The organism is Duganella hordei (assembly GCF_040369125.1).
Classification (GTDB): domain Bacteria; phylum Pseudomonadota; class Gammaproteobacteria; order Burkholderiales; family Burkholderiaceae_D; genus Rugamonas; species Rugamonas hordei.
Window position 1 is genome coordinate 1 of sequence record NZ_BPWI01000030.1, and the last position, 25659, is coordinate 25659.

24 protein-coding genes are annotated in these 25659 nt (G+C 66.3%); 20 read left to right on the top strand and 4 right to left on the bottom strand.

Annotation, left to right across the window (positions count from 1 at the left end; translation table 11 throughout):
• Positions 1-253 precede the first annotated feature (253 nt).
• On the bottom strand, positions 254-1192 hold the full coding sequence (locus ABWW33_RS31680) for a phytanoyl-CoA dioxygenase family protein (RefSeq protein ID WP_176655825.1): 939 nt from the start codon (positions 1190-1192) through the stop codon (positions 254-256).
• Positions 1193-1338: 146 nt separating this feature from the next.
• On the opposite strand from ABWW33_RS31680, the gene ABWW33_RS31685 reads away from it, so the two are divergent.
• The 9 genes from ABWW33_RS31685 (at position 1339) to ABWW33_RS31725 (ending at position 9847) form a co-directional block, all read left to right on the top strand.
• Positions 1339-2811, top strand: a complete 1473-nt coding sequence (locus ABWW33_RS31685) for a B12-binding domain-containing radical SAM protein (RefSeq protein WP_353405394.1) — start codon at positions 1339-1341, stop codon at positions 2809-2811.
• A 53-nt stretch (positions 2812-2864) separates the two neighbouring features.
• On the top strand, positions 2865-3992 hold the full coding sequence (locus tag ABWW33_RS31690) for an MlaE family ABC transporter permease (RefSeq protein ID WP_176655827.1): 1128 nt from the start codon (positions 2865-2867) through the stop codon (positions 3990-3992).
• On the top strand, positions 3992-4849 hold the full coding sequence (locus ABWW33_RS31695) for an ABC transporter ATP-binding protein (RefSeq protein ID WP_353405396.1): 858 nt from the start codon (positions 3992-3994) through the stop codon (positions 4847-4849). Before ABWW33_RS31690 ends, ABWW33_RS31695 begins: the two co-directional genes overlap by 1 nt.
• On the top strand, positions 4849-5787 hold the full coding sequence (locus ABWW33_RS31700; RefSeq protein ID WP_353405397.1) for an MlaD family protein: 939 nt from the start codon (positions 4849-4851) through the stop codon (positions 5785-5787). Before ABWW33_RS31695 ends, ABWW33_RS31700 begins: the two co-directional genes overlap by 1 nt.
• An 11-nt stretch (positions 5788-5798) precedes the next feature.
• A complete protein-coding gene (locus ABWW33_RS31705; RefSeq protein WP_353405398.1) occupies positions 5799-6398 on the top strand; it encodes an ABC-type transport auxiliary lipoprotein family protein in 600 nt (199 codons plus the stop codon).
• Positions 6399-6473: 75 nt separating this feature from the next.
• Positions 6474-7601, top strand: a complete 1128-nt coding sequence (locus ABWW33_RS31710) for a VanZ family protein (RefSeq protein ID WP_176655911.1) — start codon at positions 6474-6476, stop codon at positions 7599-7601.
• A gap of 61 nt (positions 7602-7662) precedes the next feature.
• On the top strand, positions 7663-7980 hold the full coding sequence (locus ABWW33_RS31715; protein WP_176655831.1) for a (2Fe-2S) ferredoxin domain-containing protein: 318 nt from the start codon (positions 7663-7665) through the stop codon (positions 7978-7980).
• 7 nt (positions 7981-7987) lie between these two features.
• Positions 7988-8653, top strand: a complete 666-nt coding sequence (locus ABWW33_RS31720) for an alpha/beta hydrolase (protein ID WP_353405400.1) — start codon at positions 7988-7990, stop codon at positions 8651-8653.
• Positions 8654-8701: 48 nt separating this feature from the next.
• The gene (locus ABWW33_RS31725; protein ID WP_176655833.1) at positions 8702-9847 is read left to right on the top strand and encodes a D-alanyl-D-alanine carboxypeptidase family protein; all 1146 of its coding nucleotides are present in this window, start codon (positions 8702-8704) and stop codon (positions 9845-9847) included.
• 97 nt (positions 9848-9944) lie between these two features.
• Here the strand turns inward: ABWW33_RS31725 and ABWW33_RS31730 are convergent, their stop codons facing one another.
• Entirely contained in the window at positions 9945-11183 is a 1239-nt protein-coding gene (locus tag ABWW33_RS31730; protein WP_353405401.1) for an EAL and HDOD domain-containing protein, read from the bottom strand.
• Between the two features lie 260 nt (positions 11184-11443).
• Here ABWW33_RS31730 and ABWW33_RS31735 point away from each other — a divergent pair, with 260 nt between their 5' ends.
• Positions 11444-12370 (top strand): aldo/keto reductase, encoded by a 927-nt coding sequence (locus tag ABWW33_RS31735; RefSeq protein WP_353405403.1) that lies wholly within the window; start codon positions 11444-11446, stop codon positions 12368-12370.
• On the opposite strand, the gene pssA is transcribed toward ABWW33_RS31735, so the two are convergent.
• Complete coding sequence (pssA, locus tag ABWW33_RS31740) at positions 12371-13126, bottom strand: CDP-diacylglycerol--serine O-phosphatidyltransferase (RefSeq protein ID WP_353405422.1); 756 nt, start codon at positions 13124-13126, stop codon at positions 12371-12373. It lies immediately after the preceding gene.
• A gap of 179 nt (positions 13127-13305) precedes the next feature.
• On the opposite strand from pssA, the gene ABWW33_RS31745 reads away from it, so the two are divergent.
• Both ABWW33_RS31745 and ABWW33_RS31750 read left to right on the top strand, forming a co-directional pair.
• Positions 13306-14259: a CAP domain-containing protein gene (locus ABWW33_RS31745; protein ID WP_353405404.1), complete on the top strand. Its 954-nt coding sequence runs from the start codon at positions 13306-13308 to the stop codon at positions 14257-14259.
• A complete protein-coding gene (locus ABWW33_RS31750) occupies positions 14256-14846 on the top strand; it encodes an Hpt domain-containing protein (protein WP_353405405.1) in 591 nt (196 codons plus the stop codon). Before ABWW33_RS31745 ends, ABWW33_RS31750 begins: the two co-directional genes overlap by 4 nt.
• Positions 14847-14886: 40 nt before the next feature.
• On the opposite strand, the gene ABWW33_RS31755 is transcribed toward ABWW33_RS31750, so the two are convergent.
• On the bottom strand, positions 14887-15090 hold the full coding sequence (locus ABWW33_RS31755) for a hypothetical protein (RefSeq protein ID WP_176655838.1): 204 nt from the start codon (positions 15088-15090) through the stop codon (positions 14887-14889).
• 353 nt (positions 15091-15443) lie between these two features.
• On the opposite strand from ABWW33_RS31755, the gene ABWW33_RS31760 reads away from it, so the two are divergent.
• From ABWW33_RS31760 to ABWW33_RS31795, 8 genes are all read left to right on the top strand, one after another.
• The gene (locus ABWW33_RS31760; protein WP_353405406.1) at positions 15444-17612 is read left to right on the top strand and encodes a sensor histidine kinase; all 2169 of its coding nucleotides are present in this window, start codon (positions 15444-15446) and stop codon (positions 17610-17612) included.
• Positions 17609-18232, top strand: a complete 624-nt coding sequence (locus ABWW33_RS31765; RefSeq protein ID WP_353405407.1) for a response regulator transcription factor — start codon at positions 17609-17611, stop codon at positions 18230-18232. The genes ABWW33_RS31760 and ABWW33_RS31765 overlap by 4 nt, the downstream gene beginning before the upstream one ends.
• A gap of 75 nt (positions 18233-18307) precedes the next feature.
• Positions 18308-18703 carry a response regulator transcription factor gene (locus tag ABWW33_RS31770; RefSeq protein WP_176655841.1) on the top strand — a complete coding sequence of 132 codons (396 nt, stop codon included), beginning with the start codon at positions 18308-18310 and terminating at the stop codon, positions 18701-18703.
• A 10-nt stretch (positions 18704-18713) separates the two neighbouring features.
• A complete protein-coding gene (locus tag ABWW33_RS31775) occupies positions 18714-20888 on the top strand; it encodes an EAL domain-containing protein (RefSeq protein WP_353405408.1) in 2175 nt (724 codons plus the stop codon).
• A complete protein-coding gene (locus ABWW33_RS31780) occupies positions 20888-21742 on the top strand; it encodes a sensor histidine kinase (protein WP_353405410.1) in 855 nt (284 codons plus the stop codon). The genes ABWW33_RS31775 and ABWW33_RS31780 overlap by 1 nt, the downstream gene beginning before the upstream one ends.
• An 18-nt stretch (positions 21743-21760) precedes the next feature.
• The gene (locus tag ABWW33_RS31785; RefSeq protein WP_353405412.1) at positions 21761-22717 is read left to right on the top strand and encodes a cytochrome-c peroxidase; all 957 of its coding nucleotides are present in this window, start codon (positions 21761-21763) and stop codon (positions 22715-22717) included.
• Entirely contained in the window at positions 22714-24528 is a 1815-nt protein-coding gene (locus ABWW33_RS31790; protein WP_353405414.1) for a DAHL domain-containing protein, read from the top strand. The genes ABWW33_RS31785 and ABWW33_RS31790 overlap by 4 nt, the downstream gene beginning before the upstream one ends.
• 71 nt (positions 24529-24599) lie before the next feature.
• Positions 24600-25589, top strand: coding sequence for a diguanylate cyclase domain-containing protein (locus tag ABWW33_RS31795; RefSeq protein WP_176655846.1), 990 nt, complete (start codon positions 24600-24602; stop codon positions 25587-25589).
• Positions 25590-25659 lie beyond the last annotated feature (70 nt).

The following is a 25659-nucleotide window of genomic DNA, read 5'->3' on the forward strand; positions in this document are numbered from 1 at the left end:
TTCATTACTTCTTGTGAACATTTGATATTTTTTAAGTTTCACGAAACCCGAAGGTTTCGTGTGCACTTCCATCAAACGTCCACACTTATCGACTGTTAATTTTTAAAGAACTTGTTCGGTACTGCGTTTGCTGCGAAGCGTTGTGTCCGTCAGCGAAGAAGGAAGAGTATGAAGCGTTTAGATCGTTCCGTCAACCCCTTCTACATTCTCGTTTCACTCTGCATTTACATGCGTTGTTCTGCGAGGGGGCGAACTATAGCAAAGGCCTGTCGGTATCCGCAAGGCTTTTTTGCTTGATGATCAGGCGATTGACGTAGCGGTCCAAAACCAGCGGACCAGGATAGTCTTCGGGAGCGTAGCGGTAGGCGTAGCTGGGTAGTAGCGAATACTGGATTTGCAGCATCAGGCGGGGGTGGTTGGAAGGGGCGGTACCTTTGTGAATACCCGCCGTATCGACGGCAAAGCAAAAGCCGCGGGTACCGGTGGCGGTCAGCAGCATCGTGGGCGCATAGTCGTTGGAGATTTCCGCATCGCTGTAATAACGTAGCCGCATCGGCGCGCGCGCCAGGTGACTGCCATGCAAATAGACATGAGGACCGGACTCCTCATCGACGTCTGTCAGGTAGACCAGCACCTTCAAATAACGCCAGTCTTCCGAGTCGCGGTGAAATGCCTGCAGCGCGCTGCTATCGCCCTCGGCCGGGAACGACCAGCGCAAGCCCAGCGCGGAGATGGTCGGTTTGCAATCAAGATAGCGCGCCGCCAGCCCCAGCAGCGCAGGACTATTGGCCAGAGCCAGAATATGCGGGCAAGTGACAATGTCGCGCAATTGATAGTCCGCCACGCGCAAACTGGCCGGCACCTGCTGCAGCGTGAACGCATCGCGTACCCGGTCGCGGTCGATCAGCAGCTTGTTACTCAGATGGGCTTGTATGTCGTTGCACTGCGCGGGATCGAGCAAATTGCCCAGCGGCGCGTAGCCGCTGTGCGTCAGTTGCAGCAAGGCGGCCTCCTCCTCGGCCGTGCCTGCATACAAGCCCTCGCCCGAGCCCTCGCGCCAGCGCAACGCGCCGCTGAGCGCGCGAACGACCAGCCGCCGCAATGAAGGGCGGGTTACAACACGTTGACTGTAGTACAACAAACTATGGAGCGGGGCAAACCTGCGGCCCGGCGTCAGTTGCGCATATTCCATCGAATTATCACCAGGGAGGTTGTCGGGATCGCACGGTCCTGAGAAGGTAACAATCCGGCGGAAAAGCCGCTTTGACGCAAGCTAAACATGTGAGCGAACTTTATTAGGAATAAAATGCTTCCTTTGCACGCTAATTTCCCCGCATCATGACCATCCTGCTCACCACCCTCAACGCCCGCTACACCCACGCTTCGCTGGGCCTGCGCTATTTGTTAGCGAACATGGGGGAATTGCAGGCTCAAACCCGCCTGCAGGAATTCGTCATCGGGGCAAAAACCACGGAAATCGTCGAACGCATCCTGGCCCATGCGCCCAGGATCGTCGGTTTCGGCGTCTATATCTGGAACGTGGAGGAAACCACCAAGGTCGTTGCCATGCTTAAGCGCGTGGCACCGCAGGTGATGGTGGTGCTGGGCGGACCGGAAGTGTCCTACGAGTCGAACGAACAGGAAATCGTCAAGCTGTCCGATTACCTGATTACCGGCTGGGGCGACGTGACCTTCCCCAAGCTGTGCGGCGAAATCCTCAACGGCCCCAAGCCGCTGATGAAGATCCACGCCGGCGTGCAACCGCCGATGGCGGAGATCAAGCTGCCCTACTCGCTCTACACCGACGACGACATCAAGAACCGCACCATTTACGTGGAAGCCTCGCGCGGCTGCCCGTTCAAGTGCGAGTTCTGCCTGTCGGCACTGGACAAGACGGCCTGGCCCTTCGCCCTGGATAACTTCCTGGCGGAGATGGAGTCGCTGCATGCGCGCGGCGCGCGGCTGTTCAAGTTCGTCGACCGCACCTTCAACCTGAATATCAAGACCAGCCTGAAGATCATGCAGTTCTTCCTCGATAAGCTGGAAGCCAATCCGGACGATCCGGTCTATGCCCACTTCGAGCTGGTGCCCGACCACCTGCCCGACGCACTGAAAGAAGGCATCAGCAAGTTCCCGCCCGGCGCGCTGCAGTTCGAGATCGGCATCCAGAGCTTCAATCCCGAAGTGCAGACGCTGGTCAGCCGCAAGCAGGACAACCAGAAGGCCGCCGACAACATCCGCTGGCTGACCGACCACTCCAACGCCCACATGCACGTGGACCTGATCGCCGGCCTGCCCGGCGAGACGGTCGACAGCTTCGCCCAGGGCTTCAACAAGCTGTGGGCACTCGATCCGCACGAGATCCAGTTCGGCATCCTGAAGCGCCTGCGCGGCACGCCGATCATCCGCCACACGCAGGAATTCGGCCTGGTGTTCGAACCGTACGCGCCGTACACCATCCTCGCCAACCGCGACATCGACTTCCCGACCATGCAGCGCCTGGTGCGTTTTGCCCGGTATTGGGACCTGGTGGCCAACTCCGGCCGCTTCGGCCACACGCTGCCGGTGCTGCTGGGCGACGATGCCTTCGGCCGCTTCATGGCGTTTTCGGACTGGCTGTACGCGAATACCGATGCCACCCACCGCATCGCGCTGGACCGGCTGGTGGGCATGGTGTCCAAATACCTGCAAACCCAGGGCATGGACAAGGACGCCGCCGACACGCTGCTGACCAGCGATTACGCAGGCGCCAAGCCCAAAGCCGCCGAAACGCCGGCGCCCAAGCGGCAGGCCCGGAGACTGGCCGCCTGAAGTGCGCGCACTCATTGGTAGCGGTAAGGGCCAAACTCCCTTAAACTGACAGTATGCCTATTGCCAAAGAGCCTACACTCACTCTCAATCCCGGTGCTGCCAAGGGGCCTTCGGTCGCCGCGGGCGGCACTTGGCAAGTCCACGCGCTGGCGCAGGGCAAGGCGATGGCCACCATCACCGCGACGCTCAAATCGTTCAAGGACGGCAACGTGAAGTGGGACCTGTCGGCGGTCGACGCCATGGACCACATCGGCGCCCAGTTGTTCTGGAACGCCTGGGGCAAAACCCGTCCCGCCGAGCTGCAGCTGGCGCCGGGGCTCGAAGAATTCTTCAACCGTCTGGAAACCGCCGGCAAACTGGAACTGCCGCGCGCCCGCGCCCAGCGCCTGACCTGGGTGATGAAGCTCGGCTTCGCGATGCTGCTGTTCTTCGAGCACCTGGGCGCCTTCATCCGGCTGATCGGCCAGGTCACGCAGGACTCCTGGCGCTTCCTGCGCGCGCCGATGCGCGGGCCGTGGCGGGAAATCTCCGCCAACATCTTCCACGCCGGCTTCCAGGCGCTGGGCATCACGGCGCTGGTCGGCTTCCTGATCGGCGTGGTGCTGTCGTATCTGTCGGCGCAGCAGCTGCGCGCCTTCGGCGGCGACATTTACCTGGTCAACCTGCTCGGCATGAGCATCATCCGCGAACTGGGGCCGCTGCTGGCGGCGATCCTGGTGGCCGGCCGCTCCGGCTCCTCCATCACCGCGCAGCTGGGCGTGATGCGCGTGACCGAGGAACTCGACGCGATGCTGGTGATGGGCATCTCGCACGGCTTCCGCCTGATCCTGCCGAAGGTGATGGCGCTGGCGATTTCCATGCCGCTGCTGGTGATCTGGACCGACACGATGGCGCTGATCGGCGGCATGGTGTCGGCCAAGATCGAACTGAACCTGTCGCCGCAGTACTTCATCCTCAAGCTGCCGGACGCGGTGCCGCTGGCGAACTACATGATCGGCCTGGGCAAGGGCACGGTGTTCGGCATGCTGATCGCGCTGGTGTCCTGCCACTTCGGCCTGCGCATCAAACCGAACACGGAAAGCCTCGGCCGCGGCACCACCACCTCGGTGGTCACCGCGATCACCGTCGTCATCCTGGCCGACGCCGTGTTCGCGGTGCTGTTCAACGGCGTGGGGTTCTGATGGCGAACCAGGCGCTCGTCCCCGCAAAAGCCAACGGCACAGGTGAACTCACGCTGGACGGCAGCGTGCCGGTGGTCGAGATCACCGGCCTGTGGACCAAGTACGGCCGCACCGTGGTGCACCAGGATTTGAACCTGGAGATCGAGCAGGGCGAGATCATGTCCATCGTCGGCGGCTCCGGCACCGGCAAGACCACGCTGCTGCGCCAGATGCTGGGACTCGAGACGCCGGCGCGCGGCTGCGTGCGCGTGTTCGGCGAAGACATCAGCGAAGTCGGCTCCGACCAGCTGCAGCAGCTGCGCAATCACTGGGGCATGCTGTTCCAGCAGGGCGCGCTGTATTCGGCGCTGACCGTGTTCGAGAACATCGCCCAGCCGATGCAAGAGCTGCACGCGCTGCCGGAAGACCTGATACGCGACGCCGTGCTGCTGAAGATGAACATGGTCGGCCTCGGCCCCGAGCACGCCAACAAGATGCCGTCCGACCTGTCCGGCGGCATGGTCAAGCGCGTGGCGCTGGCGCGCGCGCTGGCGCTGGAGCCCAAGCTGCTGTTCCTCGACGAACCGACCGCCGGCCTCGATCCCGACTTGTCGGAAGCCTTCGTCACGCTGATCAAGTCGCTGCACCGCGAACTGGGGCTGACGGTGGTGATGGTCACCCACGACCTCGATACGCTGTTCGCGCTGTCGACCCGCATCGCCGTGCTGGCCGAAAAACATGTGATCGCGCTGGGCCCCTTGCGCGACCTGCTGAAAGTCGATCATCCGTTCATCAAGGAGTTCTTCCTCGGTGACCGGGGCCGCCGCGCGCTCGAAGCGCTCGACGAAAAAACCGACACCACCCAATCGGAGCACTGATGGAAAACAGATCCCACGCACTCACCACCGGCTTCTTCACGATCACGCTGCTGATCGCGGCGATCCTGTTCGGCCTCTGGTTCAACCGCGACCGCATCGAACGCGCGCCGTACGTGATCGCCACCACGCAATCGGTGCCGGGCCTGAACCCGCAGGCGCCGGTGCGCTACCGCGGCCTCGAAGTGGGCAAGGTCGGCAGCATCGCCTTCGATCCCAAGACCGCCGGCCAGATCCTCGTCACGCTGAACATCAACACCGACGCGCCGATCACCAGGACCACCTTTGCCACGCTGGGCTACCAGGGCGTGACCGGCATCGCCTTCATCCAGCTCGACGACGACAAGGTCGGCTCGCCGCTGCTGGCCACCAACAGCGACAACCCGGCCCGCATCCCGCTGCGGCCTGGCTTCTTCGACCAGCTGGAAAAGCGCGGCAAGGAGATCCTGACGCAATCGGAGGAAGTGACGAAGAAGCTGAACAACCTGCTCAGCCCCGAGAACCAGAAGACCATCCTCGGTGCCTTTGCCGACGTCAGCGCCACCGCCAACGCCTACCGCGAACTGCCGGCCAAGCTGGAGCCGACCATCGCCAAGCTGCCGGCATTGGCCGACCAGGCCCACAATACGCTGAACTCTTTCAACGCGCTGGCCGGCGATGCCGACCGCCTGGTGAAAACCCTGCAGGCGCCGGACGGACCGATCGCCCGCATCGCCACCACCGCCGACCGCATCGGCGGCTCGGTCGAAGCGGTGGCAGGCGGCATCGAGCTCGATACGCTGCCGCAGGTGAATTCGCTGTCCGACGACACCAAGGCCTCGATGCGCGCGCTGCGCAAGACCATGAACAAGATTAACGACCGTCCGCAAAGCCTGATCTTCGGCGCACCCGGCACGCCGCCGGGTCCCGGCGAAGAAGGTTTTTCCGCCTCGTCCAAATAAGGATTACCGAGATGACCGCCATCCTCCGCAATTTCGCCGCCGTCGCCGCCATCGCCGTGTTGCTGGGCGCCTGCGCCAGCAAGGGCCAGTCGACCGCGCAATACGACCTGGGCCCGCTGCCCCAGGCCGACGCGCCGGCAGCCGGCATCGGCGCCATCATCGTGGCCGACGTCGCCGGCCCCGCAGCGCTGGACACGGAGCGCATGCAATACCGCCTGCTGTATGCGGACGCGCGCCAGTCGCGCCCCTACGCCTACAACCAGTGGACCGCCACGCCGCTGCAGCTGCTGACCCAGCGCATGAAGGCGCGCATCGCGCAGGCCGGCGTCAAGGTGCTGTCGACCACCGACGCCGCCGCCAGTCCGACCGTGCTGCGCATGGAGCTGAACGACTTCGCGCAGAACTTCGACAGCGCCACCAGCAGCGCCGGCGTGGTCAACCTGCGTGCCTCGGTGTTCCGCAGCCACAAGCTGGTGGACCAGAAAACCTTCGCCCGCAGCGTGCCGGCGCCGAGCGCGGACGCCGCCGGCGGCGCCCGCGCGCTGGCCGATGCCTCCGACGCGGTGGCGGCCGACGTGCTGGCGTGGCTGGCAACGCTGCCGCAGCAATAGACACCGGGGTATCGAAGCATGACCGAGAGTCCACCCGGCAGCGAGCCGGCAGCCCCGCCCGCAGCGGAAGCCGCGATGGCCGAAACAGCGGCGCCGGCCAGCAAGCCGTCGCCGTTCACGCGCGCGGCGCTGCTGGCCTACGTGCTGCTGATCGTCTACGCCAGCTGGTTCCCGTTCTCGGGCTGGCACAACCAGGGCTTGTCGCCGCTGATCTTCCTCGAGACGACCAGCATGCCGCGCTACTGGACCAAGTTCGACGCCATCACCAACGTCATCGGCTACATCCCGCTCGGCACGCTGATCGTCTACTCGCTGTATCCGCGCTTCAAGGGCGTCGTCGCCCTGCTGATGGCCAGCGTCTGCGGCGTGCTGATCTCCGGCGTGATGGAAAGCGTGCAAACCTATCTGCCCAGCCGCGTCTCCTCCAACCTGGACTTCTACACCAACGCCGCCGGCTGCGCGCTGGGCGCCGTGATCGGCGTGCTGACGGTGCGGCGCCTGCTGGACCGGAGCCAGCTGCAGCGCCTGCGCCAGGCCTGGTTCGCGCCGCACGCCAGCCAGGGCCTGGTGCTGCTGGCGCTGTGGCCGCTGGCGCAGATGTATCCGCAAAGCTTTTTGTTCGGCCTCGGCCAGCTGCTGCCCATCCTGTCGGACTGGATGTCGCAGCTGCTCGACACCGAGATCGACCTGGCCAGCTACATCCGTCCGGACACCGTGCTGACGGTGGAACAATACTGGCTGTCCGAAACCATCATCACCGCCTGCGGCATGGTCGGCGCCGCGCTTACCCTGCTGTGCCTGCTGCGCAAGCCGGCCCCGCGCGGGCTGCTGGTGACCGCCATGATAGGCGCGGCCGTGGTGGTCAAGGCGCTGGCGACGGCGCTGCTGTTCTCGCCGGAAAACGCCTTCGTCTGGGTCACGCCGGGCGCCGAGGGCGGCTTCCTGATCGGCGCCATCATGCTGGCCGGCCTGGCGTTCGCGCCCCATGTGGCGCAGCGGCGGCTGGCGGTGACCACCCTGCTGCTGAGCCTGGTGATCGTCAACACCACGCCGGCCAACCCGTATTTCGTGGCCACTTTGCAAACATGGGTGCAGGGCAAGTTCCTCAACTTCAACGGCGCGGCGCAGTTCCTGACCCTGCTGTGGCCGTTCTTCGCGGTCTGGTTCCTGTGGCTGCCCTCGCACAAGCTCAATAAGCCGTAACTAAGCCTGGCGCGGGCAGAGCGGGTATCATAGCGGCTACAACCATCCCCGAGAAACAGCGATGAGCGACACTCCCTACTTCAAACACCACGTCTTCTTCTGCCTGAACAACCGCGACGACGGCCGCGACGCCTGCGGCCACCACGGCGCCGAAACCGCGCAGAAGCATGCCAAGAAACGCTGCAAGGAACTCGGCCTGAACGGCCACGGCCAGGTCCGCATCAACCAGGCCGGCTGCCTGGACCGCTGCGAAGAAGGCCCGGTGCTGGTGGTCTATCCGGAAGGCACCTGGTACACCTATGTCGACACCAGCGACATCGATGAAATCATCGATAGCCACCTGGTGCAGGGCAAGGTCGTCGATCGTCTCAAAATCTGAAAAACCCATGAACAAGAACGAAAAATTTACCCTCGCCGGCGGCGCCGGCCAGATGGAAGGCATCATCGATTTCCCCAAGGACACGCCGCGCGGCATCGCGCTGGTGGCCCATCCGCATCCGCTGTACGGCGGCACGATGGACAACAAGGTCGCCGTCACGCTGATGCGCACCTTCGTCAACCTCGGCTACGTGGTGGCGCGCATCAACTTCCGCGGCGTCGGCGCCTCGGAGGGCGTGCATGACCACGGCCACGGCGAGACCGACGACATGGGCCTGCTGCACGCGTGGATGACGGCGAAATATCCCGGCCTGCCGGTGGCGCTGTCGGGCTTCTCCTTCGGCACCTTCGTGCAGTCGCAGCTGGCGCAGCGCCTGGCCGCCGCCGGCACGCCGGCCGAGCGCCTGGTGCTGGTCGGCGCCGCCGCGAAGAAATGGGAAATGGCCGCCATCCCGGCCGACACCATCCTGATCCACGGCGAGAACGACGACACCATCCCGCTGGTCGACGTGCTGGACTGGCTGCGGCCGCAGGACGTTCCGGTGATCGTGATCCCGGGCGCGGACCACTTCTTCCACCGCAAGCTGCAGCACATCAAGAGCTGGGTCACGCAGCTGTGGCACCGCACCACCGACGTTGCCGAGACTGAAACGGACACCGCAACGGCGGACTAAGCATCTATAATCCCTACGCTTTCAACTTTTCACCGAACAAAGTACCCCATGAAAAAAATTATCGCGGCACTGGCCACCAGTGTGATGTTGATGACCGCCGCCGTGGCGCAAACCCTGCCGGCGCCGACCATCGCCGCCAAGTCCTGGCTGCTGCTGGACGCCACCAGCGGCCAGATCATCGCCTCGCAAGACCCCAACGCCCGCATCGAGCCGGCCTCGCTGACCAAGGTCATGACGGCCTACGTCGTGTTCGGCGCGCTGCGCGACAAGAAGGTCGACCTCAAGCAGATGGTCAACGTCTCCACCAAGGCGTGGAAGGTCGACTCGAGCAGCTCGAAGATGTTCATCGACCCGGCCACGCCGGTCAGCGTCAACGACCTGCTGTACGGCCTGATGGTGCAGTCGGGTAACGACGCCGCCGTCGCGCTGGCCGAAGCCGTCGCCGGCGACGAGGCCGCCTTCGTGGCGATGATGAACAAGGAAGCCCAGCGCATGGGCCTGACCAACACCCACTTCGCCAACCCGCACGGCCTGCCCAGCCCGGAAAACTATTCCACTGCGCAAGACCTGTCGGTGCTGGCCAAGCGCGTGATCCTGGACTACCCGGAGTTCTACAAGATCGACTCGGTCAAGAGCTTCACCTACAACAAGATCACCCAGCCCAACCGCAACCGCCTGCTGTGGCTGGATCCGACCGTCGACGGCATGAAGACCGGCCACACGGAAGCGGCCGGCTTTTGCATGATCGCCTCGGCGCACCGTCCGAACGGCGCCGGCGAGCGCCGCCTGATTTCGGTGGTGCTGGGCACCACCTCCGACCAGTCGCGCACGCAGGAAAGCCAGAAACTGCTGAACTGGGGCTTCCAGAACTTCGACACGGTCAAGCTGTACTCGAAGGGCCAGGCGATCGCCACGCCGGAAATCTGGAAAGGATCGAAGGGTTCGGTCAAGATCGGCTTTGCCAACGACGTGCTGGTGACGGTGCCGAAGGGCGTGGCCGCCAAGATGAAGCCGCTGCTGGAACGCAAGGACCCGCTGGTCGCGCCGCTGGCCGAGAACAGCCGCGTCGGTTCGCTGAAGATGATGGTGGACGGCAAGCCGCTGCTGGAACTGCCGGTGGTGGCGCTGGAGACGGTGGACCAGGCCTCGATCTTCGGCCGCGCGTGGGATTCGATCCGCCTCTGGCTGAAATAACTGGCCGTATGATTAGACTGAAAACCCCGGGGTCAGTTCCGGCAATCTGCCACGCGTGGCAGATTGCCGGAACTGACCCCGGGGTTTCTTTTAGTGCCTAATCATCGGCGCTGGTGTGGTGCATCGACTCCTGCGCCCACTTGAACGCCGCCTGGCCGGTCTGGCCCAGGGTGTCCGCATCCACGCCGATCTTCTCGGCGATCTCCAGCGCGCGGTCGACCTTGTCGCGCTCCAGCAGCAGCACCATCATCAAATACGGGCCGTACTCGCCTTCGCTGTTCAGCAGCACGTCGCGGATCTCGTCCGACAGATGCATCTTGCCCACCAGGTTGGCCATCGGCACGCCCAGCAGCACGTCGAACAGCGACAGCAGGCCGACCAGGAACAGCTCGTCCCGCTTGGCCTGCGGCAGCGGGCTGCAGGTCTCGAGGAAGCGCGCGCGCGTCAGCGCCACTTCCAGCAGCGATTCGTCGCGGTCCTTGTTGGCGCCGCCGCCGAGGCGGAACATCGACACCGTCAAGCCCCGGTACAACTGGTTGCGGCCCAGCACCATGAATGCCTGGTTCAGGCTGGTGACCTTGGAAGCCTGGCCGTTGCTCGGCGCGTTGGCCCATTGCAGCACCTGGTAAGTCATGCCGGGGTCGCGCTTGGCCACCTCGATCATGGCCGGCAGTTCGGCGTCGCTGCGCAACAGGTTCAGCAGCTCGATCGACGTCATGCGGCTCTGGTCGACCTTGGCGTCCGGATCCACCTTGTCGCTGGTGGTCAGGAAATGGCCCATGAAGTAGTTGCAGCCCCACGACAGGCACATGCGCTGCTCGTCCCACGACTCGACGCCGTCGACCACCAGCTTCATGTCCGGGTAGCGCATGCGCAGCTGCTTGATGATGGTCTGGAATTCGGCCAGCGTGTGTTCGTTCAGGTACAGCACGGCGACGTCGCACAGCGCCAGCAGCGGCGCGTCCTCGGCATCGAGCGACACGCCGCGCAGCGCGACCTTGCAGCCGGTCTCGCGCAGCGCCGCCATGCGGCCGGCGATCTGTTCGACCGGGAGGGCGCCGGCCTTGCGGTCCAGCATGAAAATCGTATGCGGCGCGACCAGCGGCAGGTGGCGGTTGAACACCACGGTGTCCATGCTCAGCTGTACCAGCGCGATGCGCTTTTGTGCAAACTCCGGCAGCCGGGCGGCCACCAGCGCTTCCATCACCGCGGGTTCGGGCATCGCCACGCGGTTGGCGCCGAACGGCACCGAGAAGCGGTAGCCGCACAAGCGGCTGTGATCATCGACGATCTCGGAACGGACAACGATGGCCTCCGGATCGCGCGCTGGTTCCACAGCTTTTACCTTCGCCGGCGCGGCGGACGCCGAAGAGCTGGCAGCTGCTTTTTCGGGTTCCGGTTTTGATTTCAGAAACGATAAAAGTCCCACTTTATTGCCTCCATCAGCCGCGTGTTTTTTTGATCATACAATGAAACAACGGCACAAAATCATTCCTCAACGAAAAAATCACGCGGCCCGCATCACCGTATTTGTAACTAAAGTACAAGCTTGTCGTTATAATCCCTGCCACCCCTTCCAACCACGAAAGCGCGACCATGAGCTACGCCCCACCGACCGACCTGTCCTGCCCGTCCATCGTCACCAGCAAAGGTGGACCGACGCTGTCGCGCATCGTCGCCGGCATGTGGCGCATGAACGAATGGAAGCTGACGCCGCAGCAACGCGTGACCTGGATCGAGCAGGCGCTGGCCATGGGCGTGACCAGTTTCGACCACGCCGACATCTACGGCGGCTACGGCGTCGAAGCCGTGTTCGGCGAAGCGCTGGCGCTGGATCCGTCGCTGCGCGGCCGCATGCAGATCGTCAGCAAGTGCGGCATCAAGCTGCTCAACGCCGCCCGCCCCGAACACACGATCCAGCACTATGACACCAGCGCCAGCCACATCATCGCCTCGACGGAAAACTCGCTGCGCCAGCTGGGCACCGGCCATCTCGACCTGCTGCTGATCCACCGTCCCGATCCGCTGATGAACTTCGATGAAATCGCCGATGCTTTCCAGCGCCTGCGGCAGGAAGGCAAGGTCAGGCACTTCGGCGTGTCGAATTTCTCGCGCCACCAGTTTGAAAGCCTGAACCGCCGCATTCCGCTGGCCACCAACCAGGTCGAGTTCTCGCCGCTGTGCGTGGCGCCGATGTTCGACGAAACCTTCGACGGCCTGCAGGACCTGGGCGTGGCGCCGATGATCTGGTCGCCGCTGGCCGGCGGCCGCCTGTTCAGCAGCGACGACGCCGCCGGCGTGCGCGTGCGCGCGGCGGTGCAGAAAGTGGCCGATGAACTGCAGCGTCCGTTCGGCAGCGTGGTGTTCGCGTGGATTATGCAGCTGCCGAGCCGCCCGCTCCCGCTGACCGGTTCGGGCCGCATCCAGGCGGTGGCGGAGGCGGTGCAGGCGACCCAGTTCAGCCTGAGCCGCAGCCAGTGGTTCGAGATCCTGCGCGCGGCGCGCGGCCACGAAGTCGCGTAATTAATCGGTGTAGACGGCTGGCGGGGCGATGCCCCTCCAGCCCCGCTTCCACGCCAGGTTCAGCGCCAGCGTGCCGGCGATGTAGACAGCGAAGAACAGCGCGAAATACATGGCCTGCAGCCAGGCCAGCAGCCCCAGGTTAATCAGCAGCACGACCAGCGCGGTGCGGCTCTTCTTTTGCTTGGAGCTGGGGAAGCGCACGGTGGTCACCATCAGCCCGCCCACGATGAACAGCAGCGCCACGATCAGGCCGCCGTGCAGCACGGTGGCCGCCGGGTCCGGCCACGCCACCACCACCGAGGCCACGCAGGCCGCGCCCGCCGTGCTCGGCATACCGACGAAGTAGCGCGGATCGGTGCGGCCGACGTTGACGTTGAAGCGCGCCAGCCGCAGCGCGGCGCAGGCGACAAAGAAGAAACTGGCGATGCCGCCGATGCGCAGCAGCGCCGCGTGGTCGACGCCCAGCTGCACGAATCCGTAGCAATACAACAGCAACGCCGGCGCGCAGCCGAAGTTCATCATGTCGGCGATCGAGTCGAGCTGCATGCCGAACTCGGAGGCGGTATTGGTGGCGCGCGCGACCAGCCCGTCGAGGGCGTCGAACACGCCGGCCAGCACCAGCAGCACGGCGGCCAGGCGGTAGTCGCGGGCCGAGCCGACCAGGGCGTTGTCGACCGAGATGACGATGCTGCCGAAGCCGCAGGCGATCGACATCAGGGTGACCATGCTGGGCAGGGCGAACTTGGCGCGTTGCACGCGCGCATGATTTTTAGGCTTCAATGGACACAATCAAAAAAACGGCTGGCGAAATGGCAAGCTTACCATTTTACCCTGCGCAGGTTTATCCGTAACGGGTGCTGTCAGACCGGAATCTGGCTTAGAATTGGCTCAGCCAGGCGCGTTCCCGGCGGCATACCGTACAGGAGTACCGAATCATGATCCCCCGCCACCGATGGCACAACGTTCTTCCCGCGCTGCTGACGGCGGCGCTGCTGGCCGCCTGCGGCGGTGGCGGCGGCAGCTCCACAAGCAACCAGGTGGTCACGCCGCCGGCCACCCCGTCGGAGCCGGGCGCGCCTGCGCTGACCGGCAACACCGCAACCGACGGCTATGCCTGGATCAACTACCGGCGCGGCATGCTGGGCCTGTCGCAATTGTCGCGCAACGCCAGCATCGACGCCGCCGCGCTCGGCCACTCGAACTACCTGCGCGCCAACAACACCGTCACCCATGACCAGACGCCCGGCCTGCCCGGCTTCACCGGCGCCCACCTGATCGACCGCCTGACCAACGCCGGTTATCCGGTGGTGGCGCCGTACGCGATCGGCGAAGTCATTTCCGCCACCTCCAATCCGTCCGGCTTTTACCAGGCCGAGGAATTGATCACGGCGATCTACCACCGCTTCGTCATGTTCGAGCCCATCTTCAAGGAAATCGGCACCGGCGCCGCCACCAACAGTTCCAGCTACACTTATTTCACCGCCGACCTGACCGCCGTGCGCGGCTATGGAACCGGCCTGGGCGCGGGCAAGATCGTCAACTATCCGATCAACAACCAGACCGCCGTGCCGACCACTTTCTCCAGCGACAGCGAATCCCCCGATCCGGTGCCCGGACAGGACGTGGTCGGTTATCCGATCAGCGTGCATGCGGACACCATCCGCGATGGCGTCGGCGTGGTGGTGCAAAGCTTCACGGTGGCGCCGCGCGGCGGCGCCGCGCTGTCGGTGCGCCTGCTCAGCCACGCCACCGACAGCATGACCACCGAGACAGCGGCCGCCATCATCCCGCTGGCGCCGCTCAAGAGCGCCACCGTCTACGACGTCAGCTTCAGCGGTGTGGTGGCGGGGGTACCGGTCACGCGCACCTGGTCGTTCACCACCAAATGACGACGGTCATCCTGCAAGTGGAGACCGGCCTGCAGCAGCTGATGGGCGACCGCGCGCTGTACCTGCAGATCCTGCACCGATTCCGCCAACGCTACCACGACGTGGCGGACCGGGCGCGCGCGGCGCTGGCCGCCGGCGACGCCGCCGAGGCGCAGCGCATTGCCCATACGCTCAAGGGGGCGGCCGGCATGATAGGCGCGCAGCAGGTGTATGTGCTGGCGGCGGCGCTGGAGAGCGCCTGCACGGCGCCGGCCCTGCCGGCGGACGGCCGCGCCGCGCCGCTGGCGCAGCTGGAGCAGGCATTGCGCAACCTGTTGCCGATGGTGGAAAACGTGCTGGCCTCGGCCGACTTGCCCCCGCCGCCCGCCGCGGCGGCGGACCTGCATCCGCCGTCGACGACGATGCTGGTGCAGCACCTGGCGCGGCTGCTGGAGGATGGCGACGGGGCTGCGATCGACGTGCTGGAACAGTCGGCGACGGTGCTGGCGGCCGGCTTGGGCGTGGCGGTGTTTCAGGAAGTGACGGCGGCGGCGCACCAGTTCGAATTCGAGGCGGCGCTGGCCGCGCTGCGGGGCGGTTCCGCCTGAGGTCCGGCCAGGGTATTCAGCTGTGCATCTAGCTGTACTCTCAGCGGGTATATTCCTTTTCCTCGTCGAAGGCATCGGCGCACTCCTTGTCGCAGAAGCGCTTGACGTTGTCGAGCGGCTTTTCGCAATACCAGCACGATCCCTTGGGCGGCAGCATCTGCCTGGTGCGCGGCGCCGACGGCGCAGCCGTGGAGGATGGCGGCGCGGCACCATCGTCCGGTACGCTTTCTTGTGTCGGTTCCACGATCCCTCCTTTCCAGGTAGTGCTCACGTCAACGTTGCAAGGTTACTTCAGCGGAATACCACAGGCATGAGAATTCTCAACGAATCAATAATAGCAGGTTCGGCAAGCCCGCCACACGCGCCGAAATGGCAAAAAACGTCGCCAAACGACACTTCCTCCAGCTCCCGCATTCGGTGAGCAACAATGCTCCGGGTGAAGAAATATTTTTTAATTGAAAATTCAAAAATGATAGTGCGTCTGGATGACAACGCTGAACCGTAAAACGTTGTGACGGAAGGCAAGATTCAATACAATCGACTGGCAAGCAAGCCGCTTTCGCAGCCGCCCGACAACCAATGCGCCCACCGTTCTCCTTGAAATGGAAACAAGCCCCCAACGTGCGCGCCAGCCTTGCGGCCCTGGTCATCGCTTGCATACTGCCAGTGGCCGCCGTGGCCGCCCTCGTCATCGTCAATTTCTACGCCAGGGAACGCGAAAAGCTGATTGAGAACACCGTCAGCCGCGCCCGCTCCGTGATCGCCGCCGCCGACCACGATATCGAAAGCGTCCAGCTGGCGCTGCAGATGCTGGCCACGTCGCAGGTGCTGCTCAGCGGCGACCTGCAGGGTTTTCACGCGCGCGCCACCTCGGTGGTCGGCAAGCTGGGCGCCGACAGCATCGTGCTGCTCGGCACCGACGGCGCGATGCTGATGTCGACCCGCCGGCCGTGGGGCGCGCCGCTGCCCAAGCTGGGCACGGCGCCGCTGCTGCGGCACATTCTTGCCACCGGCCAGCCCGGCGTGTCGGGCGTGTTCACCGGACCGCTGAACGGCAAGCCCATCTTCAGCATCGGCGTGCCGGTGGTGCGCAATGGCGTCATCGTCATGTCGCTCAACGCCATCGCCACGCCTGACCGCCTGCTGCACGTGCTGGCCGAACAAAAGCTGCCGCCCAACTGGCGCGCCAGCGTCATCGACCACGAGGGCCGTGTGGTCACCCGTTCGCACGAGATCGACAAGTACGCTGGCCGGCAGATCAGCGACCAGTTGCGCCAGCAACTGGCCAGCGCCAGCGAATCGGGCATGAACAGCCGCACCCTCGATGGCCAGGACGTGTACGTGGTCTACAGCCGCTCGCCAAGCACGGGTTGGGCCGCCGTGCTCGGCATCCCGCGCGACGAGCTGACGGCCGGCCTGCGCCGCACGCTGGCCTGGCTGGTCTCGGCGACGGCGGCGGCGCTGGGTGCCGGCATGGCGCTGGCGTGGCTGCTGGGCGGGCGCATCGCGCGCTCGGTGCAGGCGCTGGTCAAGCCGGCGCTGGCGGTCGGCGCCGGCTACAGCCTGCCGATCCCGCCGCTGCACTTTCGCGAAGCCAACGAGCTGGGCCAGGCGCTGCACGAGGCGGCCGCCAGCGTCCAGCGCGCCCGCGCGGCCACCCACGAAAGCGAACGGCGGCTGGCCCTGGCCGCCAACGCCGCCGAACTGGGGATCTGGACCCGCGACCTGCAGCGCGATGAAATCTGGGTCTCGGACGCCTGGCGCGCGCTGTTCGGCTTCCCGCCGGACCAGCGGCTGACGCTGGACCAGGTGCTGGCCATCGTGCACCCGGACGACCGCGCCGCCGTCCAGCGCACCTGGGACAGTTCGCTGCGCGGCGCGCCCCGCTACGAGATGGAGTACCGCATCCTGCGCAGCGACGGCGGATTGTCGCGGCTGCGCTGGATAGGCTCGCACGGCAGCGTCGAGCTCGACGACCAGGGCCGGCCGGCGCTGCTGCGCGGCGTGTCGCTCGACATCACCAAGCGCAAGCAGGCCGAGCTGGACCTGCAGCAGAAGCAGAAGGAAGTCACGCACCTGGGGCGGGTGGCGATGTTGGGCGAGCTGTCCGGCGCGCTGGCGCACGAGCTGAACCAGCCGCTCACCGCCATCCTCAGCAACGCCCAGGCGGCCCAGCGCTTCCTCGCCCAGCCGGCGCCCGACCTGGCCGAGGTGCGCGAGATCCTCGGTGACATCGTCGACGAGGACAAGCGCGCCGGCGACATCATCCAGCGCCTGCGCCGGCTGTTCGGCAAGCAGGACATGCCGCGCCAGCGCCTGGACGCCGGCGAGCTGGTGATCGGCGCCGTCCGCCTGCTGCGCAACGACATGATCAACCACGGCCAGACCGTGCGCGCCGAGCTGAGCGAAGAACCGTTGCCGATCGCCGCCGATCCGGTGCAGCTGCAGCAAGTGATGGTCAACCTGCTGATGAACGCCAGCGACGCCCAGCAGGACGGCGGCACCATCGTGGTGCGCAGCGCGCGGGCCGGCGACGCGGTGCAGATCAGCATCATCGACCAGGGCACCGGGCTGGCGCCGGCCGTGCTGGAACGGCTGTTCGATCCCTTCTACACCACCAAGGAGCGCGGCATGGGGCTGGGCCTGTCGATCTGCCGCACCATCATCGGCGCCCACGACGGCCGGCTGTGGGCCGAAAACAATCCGGACGGCGGCGCCAGCTTCCATGTGCGGCTGCCGCTGGCCGCCGCGGAGCAGGCGGCATGAGCGGCCTGGAACAACAGCAGCAGCAGGTATTCCTGGTCGACGACCAGCCGGCGGTGCTGAAGGCGCTGTCGCGGCTGCTGTCCTCGGCCGGCTTCGCGGTGCAGGCCTACGGCACCGCGCAAGCCTTTCTCGACAGCGGCAATGCGGCCACCGACGGCTGCCTGGTGCTGGACCTGTCGATGCCGGACATGGGCGGGCTGGCGCTGCAGCAGGTGCTGGCCGCGCGCGCCAGCGTGCTGCCGATTATCTTCCTCACCGGCCATGGCGACATCGACACCGGCGTGCGCGCGATGAAGCTGGGCGCCGCCGACTTCCTCACCAAGCCGGTCGACGACGAGCGGCTGATCGCGGCGATCCGCCTGGCCCTCGAACAGAACCGCGCGGCGCGCAGCGACAGCGACGAGCTCGGCGACATCCGCCGGCGGCTGGCAAGCTTGACGCCGCGCGAGACCGAGGTCATGCAGCTGGTCGTCGAGGGCCTGCTGAACAAGCAGATCGCGGCCGCGCTGGGCACGGTGGAAAAGACCGTCAAGGTGCACCGCGCGCGCGTGATGTCGAAGATGCAAGTGCGCTCGGTGACGGCGCTGGTGCGGCTGGTGGACCGCGCCCGCGGCCGCTGACGGCGGAGCCTCCCCGCCACATGTTGGCCCAAGGTCCAATATCGGCCGCCCGGCCGCCGCGGTATCGTGGCAGCCATGGACACCTCTCTTCCCTGGATAGCAATAGTCGATGACGACGAAGCGATACGCCGGGCGCTGCTGCGCCTGATGCGCTCGGCCGGCATCCCTGCGCAGGCCTACGCCGGCGGCGAAGCCCTGCTGGCGGCCATTCCGCTGGCCGCGCTGCCGCCGTGCTGCGTGGTGCTCGACGTGCACATGCCCGGCCTGTCCGGACTCGAGGTCCAGGAGCGGCTGGCCGCCATCGCGCCGGCCACCGGCGTCATCATCATGACCGGCCACGGCACGCCCGAGGAACAGGCGCGCGCCATGCGCCTGCGGCCGCTGGCCTACCTGACCAAACCCGTCAACGACCAGCTGCTGCTCGACGCCATCGGCGCGGCCTGCCCGTCACCGCTCCCTCCTGTCATTTGAGGCCCGCATCATGATATCGCTCACCAGCCTGCACAGCGCCAAGATCCTGATCGTCGACGACCAGCCGGTCAATATCGCGGTACTGGAACAGTTGCTCGTCAGCGCAGGCTACACGGCCGTCAGCTCCACCAGCGACGCGCCCGCCGTGGCCGAGATGCACCGCCAGCACCGCTACGACCTGATCGTGCTGGACCTGAACATGCCGCTGATGGATGGCTTCCAGGTGCTCGAAAGCCTGCGCCTGCTCGAGGCGGAGCAATATCTGCCGGTGCTGGTGGTGTCGGCCGAAGCCTCGTGCAAGCTGCGCGCGCTGGAGGCCGGCGCCAAGGATTTCATCTGCAAGCCCTACGACTACGGCGAGCTGCTGACGCGCATCCGCAACATGCTGGAGGTGCGGCTGCTGTACAGCGACAGCCGCGCCTACGGCCTGCGCATGGCCAGCTACGACAGCCTGACCGGGCTGCCCAACCGCCAGCTGTTCACGCAGTCGCTGGAGCAGCAGCTGGCGGCCGCCTGGCCGCGCGCCAGCGCGCTGCTGAAGATCGACATCGACGGCCTGTCGATCGTCAACGATACGCTCGGACACGGCGCCGGCGACGACGTGCTGCGCCAGTTCGCCGAGCTGCTGAAACGGCTGGAGCTGCCGCGCGCCTGCCTCAGCCGCCTGGGCAACGACGAGTTCGCGGTGCTGCTGCCGGCGCTGGACCAGTTGCACGACGCCGGCGCCGCCGCCGAACGGATCCGCGAGGCGCTGTGCGTGCCGTTCCAGCTGGACGGCGCCGAGCGCGCGCTGACGGTCAGCATCGGCATCGCCACCTGCCCGGGCGACGCCGACGACGTCGCCACGCTGATGCGCTATGCCGGCATCGCGCTGCACCAGGCCAGGCAGGAGGGCGGCGACCGCTGCTGCCGCTTCACCGCGGCGATGAACACACTGGCGCAGAGCCGCTACCAGCTCGAGCGCGCATTGCGCGGCGCCTGCGAGCAAGGCGAATTCGAGCTGTACTACCAGCCCAAGGTGCAGATCAGCAGCGGCCGCATGGTCGGTGCCGAGGCCCTGCTGCGCTGGAACCGCCCCGGCCGCGGCCTGGTGTCGCCGGGCGAATTCATTCCGGCGCTGGAACATACCGGCCTGATTGTGCCGGTCGGCGCCTGGGTCATCGACCAGGCCTGCCGCCAGATCGCCGCCTGGTCGCAGGTCAACGACGAGCCGCTGGCGATCGCCGTCAACGTCGCCAGCCGCCAGTTCGCCAGCGACGCGCTGGAACGGACGGTGGCCGACGCCATCGCCCGCCACGGCATCGCGCCCGGCCTGCTGTCGCTGGAAGTGACCGAGAGCGCGCTGATGGACGACATCGAACGCACCGCCGCCACCCTGGCCAGGCTGCGCGCGATGGGCGTGCGCATCGCCATCGACGACTTCGGCACCGGCTATTCCAGCCTGGCCTACCTGAAGCGCTTCCCGGTCGACACGCTGAAGATCGACATCGCCTTCATCCGCGACATCACCAGCAGCCCGGACGACGCGGCCGTGGTCGACGCCATCATCGCCGTGGCGCACAGCCTGAAGCTGGACGTGGTGGCCGAAGGCGTGGAAACCGCCTCGCAGCTGAACTACCTGGGGCGCCGCTGCTGCGACCAGATCCAGGGCTACTACTACAGCCGGCCGCTGCCGGCGCAGCAACTGGAACAGCTGCTGCAACGGGACGTGCGCCTGAGCGTGCCGCAAGCCGCCGCCGAGCGCACGCTGCTGATCATCGACGACGAACCGCATGTGCTGGCCGCGCTGCAGCGCCTGCTGCGCCCGGACGGCTACCGGGTGCTGGTCGCCAACGGCGCGGCCGAGGCCTTCCAGCTGCTGGCCGCATACCCGGTGCAGCTGATCCTGTGCGACCAGCGCATGGAGGAAATGAGCGGCACCGAGCTGCTGGACAAGGTCAAGGACATGTACCCGGACACCTTCCGCATCATCCTGTCCGGCTACACGGAGCTGAAGACCATCATGGAATCGATCAACCGCGGTTCGCTGTACCGGTTCTACACCAAGCCCTGGGACAACCGCACGCTGCGCGACAACATCCGCGCCGCGTTCCGCCACTACTGGCAGCTGCACGGACTGAACGAAGAAGCGGCGCGCCCGCAAGCCGCCGCCCGGCCCCAACTGGCCCTGACGGGAGGCTGCTGATGCATCCGCTGCTGTCGCGCCAGCTCGAGCGCTACTGCCCGGCATCCGGCGACACCGACCTGCAAGGACTGAGCGCCGCCGTCGACGCCAGCTACGCGGGCTTTGAACGCCAGCTGGCGCAGGCCGGCAAGATGGCCGCGCTGGGCCGGATCGCCGCCGGCGTCGCCCACGAGATCAATAACCCGCTCGGCTACGTCGGCTCCAACCTGGACACCCTGCAGGAATACCTGGAGCGGCTGCTGCCGCAAGGCGGCGGCGACGCCGCGCAACTGCGCCAGGACGTGGCCGCGCTGCTGCACGAGTCGCGCGACGGCATGCGGCGCATGCGCCAGATGGTGCAGGAATTGCTCGACTACGCGCACGGCGGCGAGACCGAACAGCAATGGGCCTGGACCGACCTGCGGCGCAGCCTGGACGCCGTGCTGAACATGATGCGCAACGAACTCAAATACCGCGCCGAGATCGTCAAGGACTACGGCGCGGTGCCGCCGGTGCATTGCCTGCCGTCGCAGCTGAGCCAGGTCATGATGAATTTGCTGGCCAACGCCGCCCATGCGCTGGGACCGCGGCGCGGCCGGATCACGCTGCAGACAGGAACCGATGGCGACGGCGAAGCCTGGTTCGCCGTCGGCGACAGCGGCGCCGGCATCGCGCCGGAGCACCTGCCGCAATTGTTCGAGCCGTTTTTCACCACCAAGCCGATGGGCCAGGGGACCGGCCTCGGCCTTTCGCTGGCGCAGCAGATCGTGCACCGGCACGGCGGCCGCATCGAAGTCAGCACCGAACTGGGCAAGGGCAGCGTGTTTCGCGTGGTGCTGCCGCTGCGGCACGATGGCCGGCAGTACGCGGCCTGAACCATCAAGGAGACCGCCATGCCATTCCCGTCCAAACTGCTTGCCGTGCTGGGGCTGGCCGCCGTACTGCCCGGCATGGCCGCGCCGCAGCTCGACGAACCGATCAAGCCGGTGCCGCTGACGCTGCACCAGGATCCGGCACGCGCCGATCTGGGCCGGCGCCTGTTCAACGAACGCCGGCTGTCGGCCAACAACACCGTATCCTGCGCCAGCTGCCACGACGTGGCGCGCGGCGGCGGCGACGCCCGCGCGCGCTCGCCCGGCTTCCAGGGCAAGTTCGGCGGCGTCAACGCGCCCAGCGTGCTCAATGCCGCGCTCAATTTCAGGCAATTCTGGGACGGCCGCGCCGACACGCTGGAAGCGCAAATCGACATCGTGGTGCAAAATCCGATCGAGATGGGCTCCAACTGGCACGATGTGCTGGCCAAGCTGGACGCCGACCCGGCCTACCGCCGCGACTTTGCCGCCACCTACCGCGACGGCCTGACCGCCGCCAACGTGCGCAACGCCATCGCCAGCTACGAACGCACGCTGATCACGCCGAACTCGCGCTTCGACCAATACCTGCGCGGCGACCACAACGCCATCAGCGCCGCGGAAAAAACCGGTTACGCCAGGTTCAAGCAATACGGCTGCGTGGCCTGCCACCAGGGCGTCAACGTCGGCGGCAATATGTTCCAGAAGTTCGGCGTGATGGGCGACTATTTCGCCCGCCGCGGCAAACCCACCGAGGCCGACATGGGCCGCTACCTGGTCACCCGCAACCCCGACGACATCCACGTGTTCAAGGTGCCCAGCCTGCGCAACGTGGCGCGTACCGCGCCCTACTTCCACGACGGCTCGGCCAGGACGCTGGAAGAGGCCATCGACGTCATGTTCACCTACCAGCTGGGCCGGCCCGGCACGCCCGAGGACAAGGCGTTCATCATCCAGTTTCTCAATACGCTGAGCAGCACACCGGTGGGGCAGCCATGAAGCTCCCACCTCACTGGCGCACGCGGCTGGCGCTGCCGGCCGCCATCCTGTTGCTGGCCGGCCTGCTGCTGGGGCTGTACCTGCGCACCCGGCACGACGACGCGACCAGCTATTTCGCCAACATCGCGCAGCTGCGCCAGATCCGCCAGCTGGACGCCCAGTGGGAACTGGACGCGCTCAAGTCCAAGGCCGGCCTGAACCAGAATTACGACGCGCTGGTCGATCCCCTGCACGACATGGGCGAGCTGCCGCAACAGCTCGACGGCCTGGTCCGGGAAGCGCCCGACGGCGCGCTGGCGGCCGCCGTGGCCGCCTATCGGAAAGCGCTGCACGACAAGTCCGCGCTGATGGAAGCGTTCAAGTCCCACAACGCCGTGCTGCGCAATTCGCTGGCGTTCCTGCCGGTCGCGGTCGACGACATCGGCGCGATGATCAACGCCCACCACGGCCGGCGCATGGTGGCCATGGGACAGGCCGAGGCGGCCGCCAACCGCGTGCTGCTGGCCACGCTGATGTACAACGAAATGCCGTCCGAGCAGGAGCTGGCGGAAGCGCAAGCCGAGCTGGCCGGGCTGAACGCCGTCAAGGCCAGCCTGTCGACCGACTTGAAGGAGCAGATCGACCTGCTGGCGGCCCATGCCCGCACCGTGCTGCGCGAACAGGCCATCGTCGCCCGGCTGCTGGGCGATATCGCGGCGACGCCCACCGCCGCGCGCATCGACGCCATCAGCGGCCTGCTTGGCGAGGCGCAGCAGCAGGCCCTGCAGCGCCTGCAGACCAACCGCCTGTACCTGACGCTGCTGGCCATCCTGCTGGGCGTCCTGCTGACCTGGATGGCGTTGCGGCTGATCCGCACACACGCCACCGTCAAGCGCGTCAACGCCGAGCTGCAGCAGGCCAATGACCACCTGGAGGGCCGGGTGCAGGAGCGCACCGTCGAACTGCTGCAGGCCAATGGCCGGCTGCAGCAGGAAATGGCCGAGCGCAAGGCGCTGCAAAGCCGCCTGGTGCAATCGGAGAAGCTGGCCTCGATCGGCCAGCTGGCGGCCGGCGTGGCGCACGAGATCAACAATCCGCTGTCGTTCCTGGCGTCCAACTTCAGCACGCTGGAGCACTACCTGGACAGCCTGTTCGAGATGCTGAGAGCCTACGAGGAGGCCGAGTCCAGCGTCGCCTCGCAGGAGATGGCGGCGCATCTGAGCGACACCCGCAACCGCATCGACCTGGCCTACCTGAAGGAAGACATCCCCGTGCTGGTGGCCGAGTCGCGCGGCGGCATGAACCGCGTCGGCAAGATCGTGCAGGACCTGAAGGAGTTTTCCAACGTGGAACTGGATCAGCAGTGGGTGTGGGCCGATCTGCGCGTGGGACTGGAATCGACGCTGAACGTGCTGGCCGCCGAGCTGCGGCAGGTGGCCGAGGTGCGCACCGAGTTCGGGCCCATGCTGGAAATCGAATGCCTGCCGGCGCAGCTGAACCTGGTTTTCATGAACCTGCTGCAGAACGCCATGCAGGCGCTGGAGCCGCAGGCGCGGCCCGGCAGCATCACCGTCCGCACCGGCGGCGAAGGCGGGCAGGTGTGGGTCGAGGTCGCCGACAACGGCTGCGGCATCACCGCCGACGTGTTGCCGCGCATCTTCGATCCCTTCTTCACCACCCGGCCGATCGGCAAGGGAACGGGGCTGGGATTGTCGCTGTCCTACGGCATCGTGCGCAACCATCGCGGCCGCATCGATGTGCGGTCGGCGCCCGGCGAGGGGAGCACCTTCCGCGTGACGTTGCCAATCAACCACCACATGGCCGAGGCATAACGGAAAGCAACAATGGGCGCGCGGCTGCGCATATAATCGTGGCACGATTATTGGTCCCGCCAGGAACGCGCATGCAAGAACCGACCTCCGCTCCCCAGGCCGCCGCCGGCGGCCACGCCCACCTGTCCACCCGCGTGCTCGCGCTGGCCAAGCTGGGATTGATGGTGCTCGATGCCAACCAGCGCATCGTCATGTGGAACCAGTGGCTGTCCAGCCATTCGGGCATGTCGGCGCACCGCGTGCTGGGCAGCGAGCTGTTCGAGCTGTTCCCCGAACTGCGCGGCCAGCGGCTGGAGCAGGCGGTGCAGAGCGCGATGCAAAGCAAGCAACCGCAACAGCTGTCGCCGGCGCTGAACCGCTCGCCCTTCCCGCTATATCCGGACGGCAGCTGGGGCGGCGAGCGCATCGAGCAGGCGGTGTCGGTGACGCCGTTCAGCGAAGGCAAGGAACGCTTTTGCCTGATCGAAGTCAGCGACATCAGCACCACCGTCGGCCGCGAACGCCAGCTGCGTGGCGCGGCCGAGGCGCTGCGCGCGCAATCGTATGTCGACGGCCTGACCGGCATCGCCAACCGCCGCCACTTCGACGTCGCGCTGGACCGCGAACTGCGGCGCGCGCACCGCAACAACGGCCAGCTGTCGCTGCTGCTGATGGACATTGATTCGTTCAAGGCCTACAACGACCACTTCGGCCACCAGCAGGGCGACGCCTGCCTGACCCTGGTGGCCGAAGCCTTTGCCGCCACGCTGCAGCGGCCGGCCGACCTGGCCGCGCGCTACGGCGGCGAGGAATTCGCCGCCGTGCTGCCGGACACCGGCCCGGAGCAGGCGGCGCAGGTGGCCGAGACCATCCGCGCCCGCATCGCCGCACTGGGCATCAGCCACGCGCCCGCCGCCGGCCGGCCGCACGTGACGATGAGCATAGGCGTGGCCACCTTCGACAAGGACAGCCTGGCCGACGCCGCCGCCATGCTGGCCGCCGCCGACAGCTGCCTGTACGCGGCCAAGCACGCCGGGCGCGACTGCGTGATCGTCCACCGTCCCGAGGCCAGCGCCGCCTGAACCGGGGCGCTTATCCAGAGCTGCCGGCGCATGAAATGATAGCGGTAACTTTGCGCCGGTGTTAGACTCG

Excerpts from the sequence above, each read along its gene's own strand:
- ABWW33_RS31680 (WP_176655825.1), bottom strand. The coding sequence starts at position 1,192 with ATGGAATATGCGCAACTGACGCCGGGCCGCAGGTTTGCCCCGCTCCAT.
- ABWW33_RS31685 (WP_353405394.1), top strand. The coding sequence starts at position 1,339 with ATGACCATCCTGCTCACCACCCTCAACGCCCGCTACACCCACGCTTCG.
- ABWW33_RS31690 (WP_176655827.1), top strand. The coding sequence starts at position 2,865 with ATGCCTATTGCCAAAGAGCCTACACTCACTCTCAATCCCGGTGCTGCC.
- ABWW33_RS31695 (WP_353405396.1), top strand. The coding sequence starts at position 3,992 with ATGGCGAACCAGGCGCTCGTCCCCGCAAAAGCCAACGGCACAGGTGAA.
- ABWW33_RS31700 (WP_353405397.1), top strand. The coding sequence starts at position 4,849 with ATGGAAAACAGATCCCACGCACTCACCACCGGCTTCTTCACGATCACG.
- ABWW33_RS31705 (WP_353405398.1), top strand. The coding sequence starts at position 5,799 with ATGACCGCCATCCTCCGCAATTTCGCCGCCGTCGCCGCCATCGCCGTG.
- ABWW33_RS31710 (WP_176655911.1), top strand. The coding sequence starts at position 6,474 with ATGGCCGAAACAGCGGCGCCGGCCAGCAAGCCGTCGCCGTTCACGCGC.
- ABWW33_RS31715 (WP_176655831.1), top strand. The coding sequence starts at position 7,663 with ATGAGCGACACTCCCTACTTCAAACACCACGTCTTCTTCTGCCTGAAC.
- ABWW33_RS31720 (WP_353405400.1), top strand. The coding sequence starts at position 7,988 with ATGAACAAGAACGAAAAATTTACCCTCGCCGGCGGCGCCGGCCAGATG.
- ABWW33_RS31725 (WP_176655833.1), top strand. The coding sequence starts at position 8,702 with ATGAAAAAAATTATCGCGGCACTGGCCACCAGTGTGATGTTGATGACC.
- ABWW33_RS31735 (WP_353405403.1), top strand. The coding sequence starts at position 11,444 with ATGAGCTACGCCCCACCGACCGACCTGTCCTGCCCGTCCATCGTCACC.
- ABWW33_RS31745 (WP_353405404.1), top strand. The coding sequence starts at position 13,306 with ATGATCCCCCGCCACCGATGGCACAACGTTCTTCCCGCGCTGCTGACG.
- ABWW33_RS31750 (WP_353405405.1), top strand. The coding sequence starts at position 14,256 with ATGACGACGGTCATCCTGCAAGTGGAGACCGGCCTGCAGCAGCTGATG.
- ABWW33_RS31765 (WP_353405407.1), top strand. The coding sequence starts at position 17,609 with ATGAGCGGCCTGGAACAACAGCAGCAGCAGGTATTCCTGGTCGACGAC.
- ABWW33_RS31770 (WP_176655841.1), top strand. The coding sequence starts at position 18,308 with ATGGACACCTCTCTTCCCTGGATAGCAATAGTCGATGACGACGAAGCG.
- ABWW33_RS31775 (WP_353405408.1), top strand. The coding sequence starts at position 18,714 with ATGATATCGCTCACCAGCCTGCACAGCGCCAAGATCCTGATCGTCGAC.
- ABWW33_RS31780 (WP_353405410.1), top strand. The coding sequence starts at position 20,888 with ATGCATCCGCTGCTGTCGCGCCAGCTCGAGCGCTACTGCCCGGCATCC.
- ABWW33_RS31785 (WP_353405412.1), top strand. The coding sequence starts at position 21,761 with ATGCCATTCCCGTCCAAACTGCTTGCCGTGCTGGGGCTGGCCGCCGTA.
- ABWW33_RS31790 (WP_353405414.1), top strand. The coding sequence starts at position 22,714 with ATGAAGCTCCCACCTCACTGGCGCACGCGGCTGGCGCTGCCGGCCGCC.
- ABWW33_RS31795 (WP_176655846.1), top strand. The coding sequence starts at position 24,600 with ATGCAAGAACCGACCTCCGCTCCCCAGGCCGCCGCCGGCGGCCACGCC.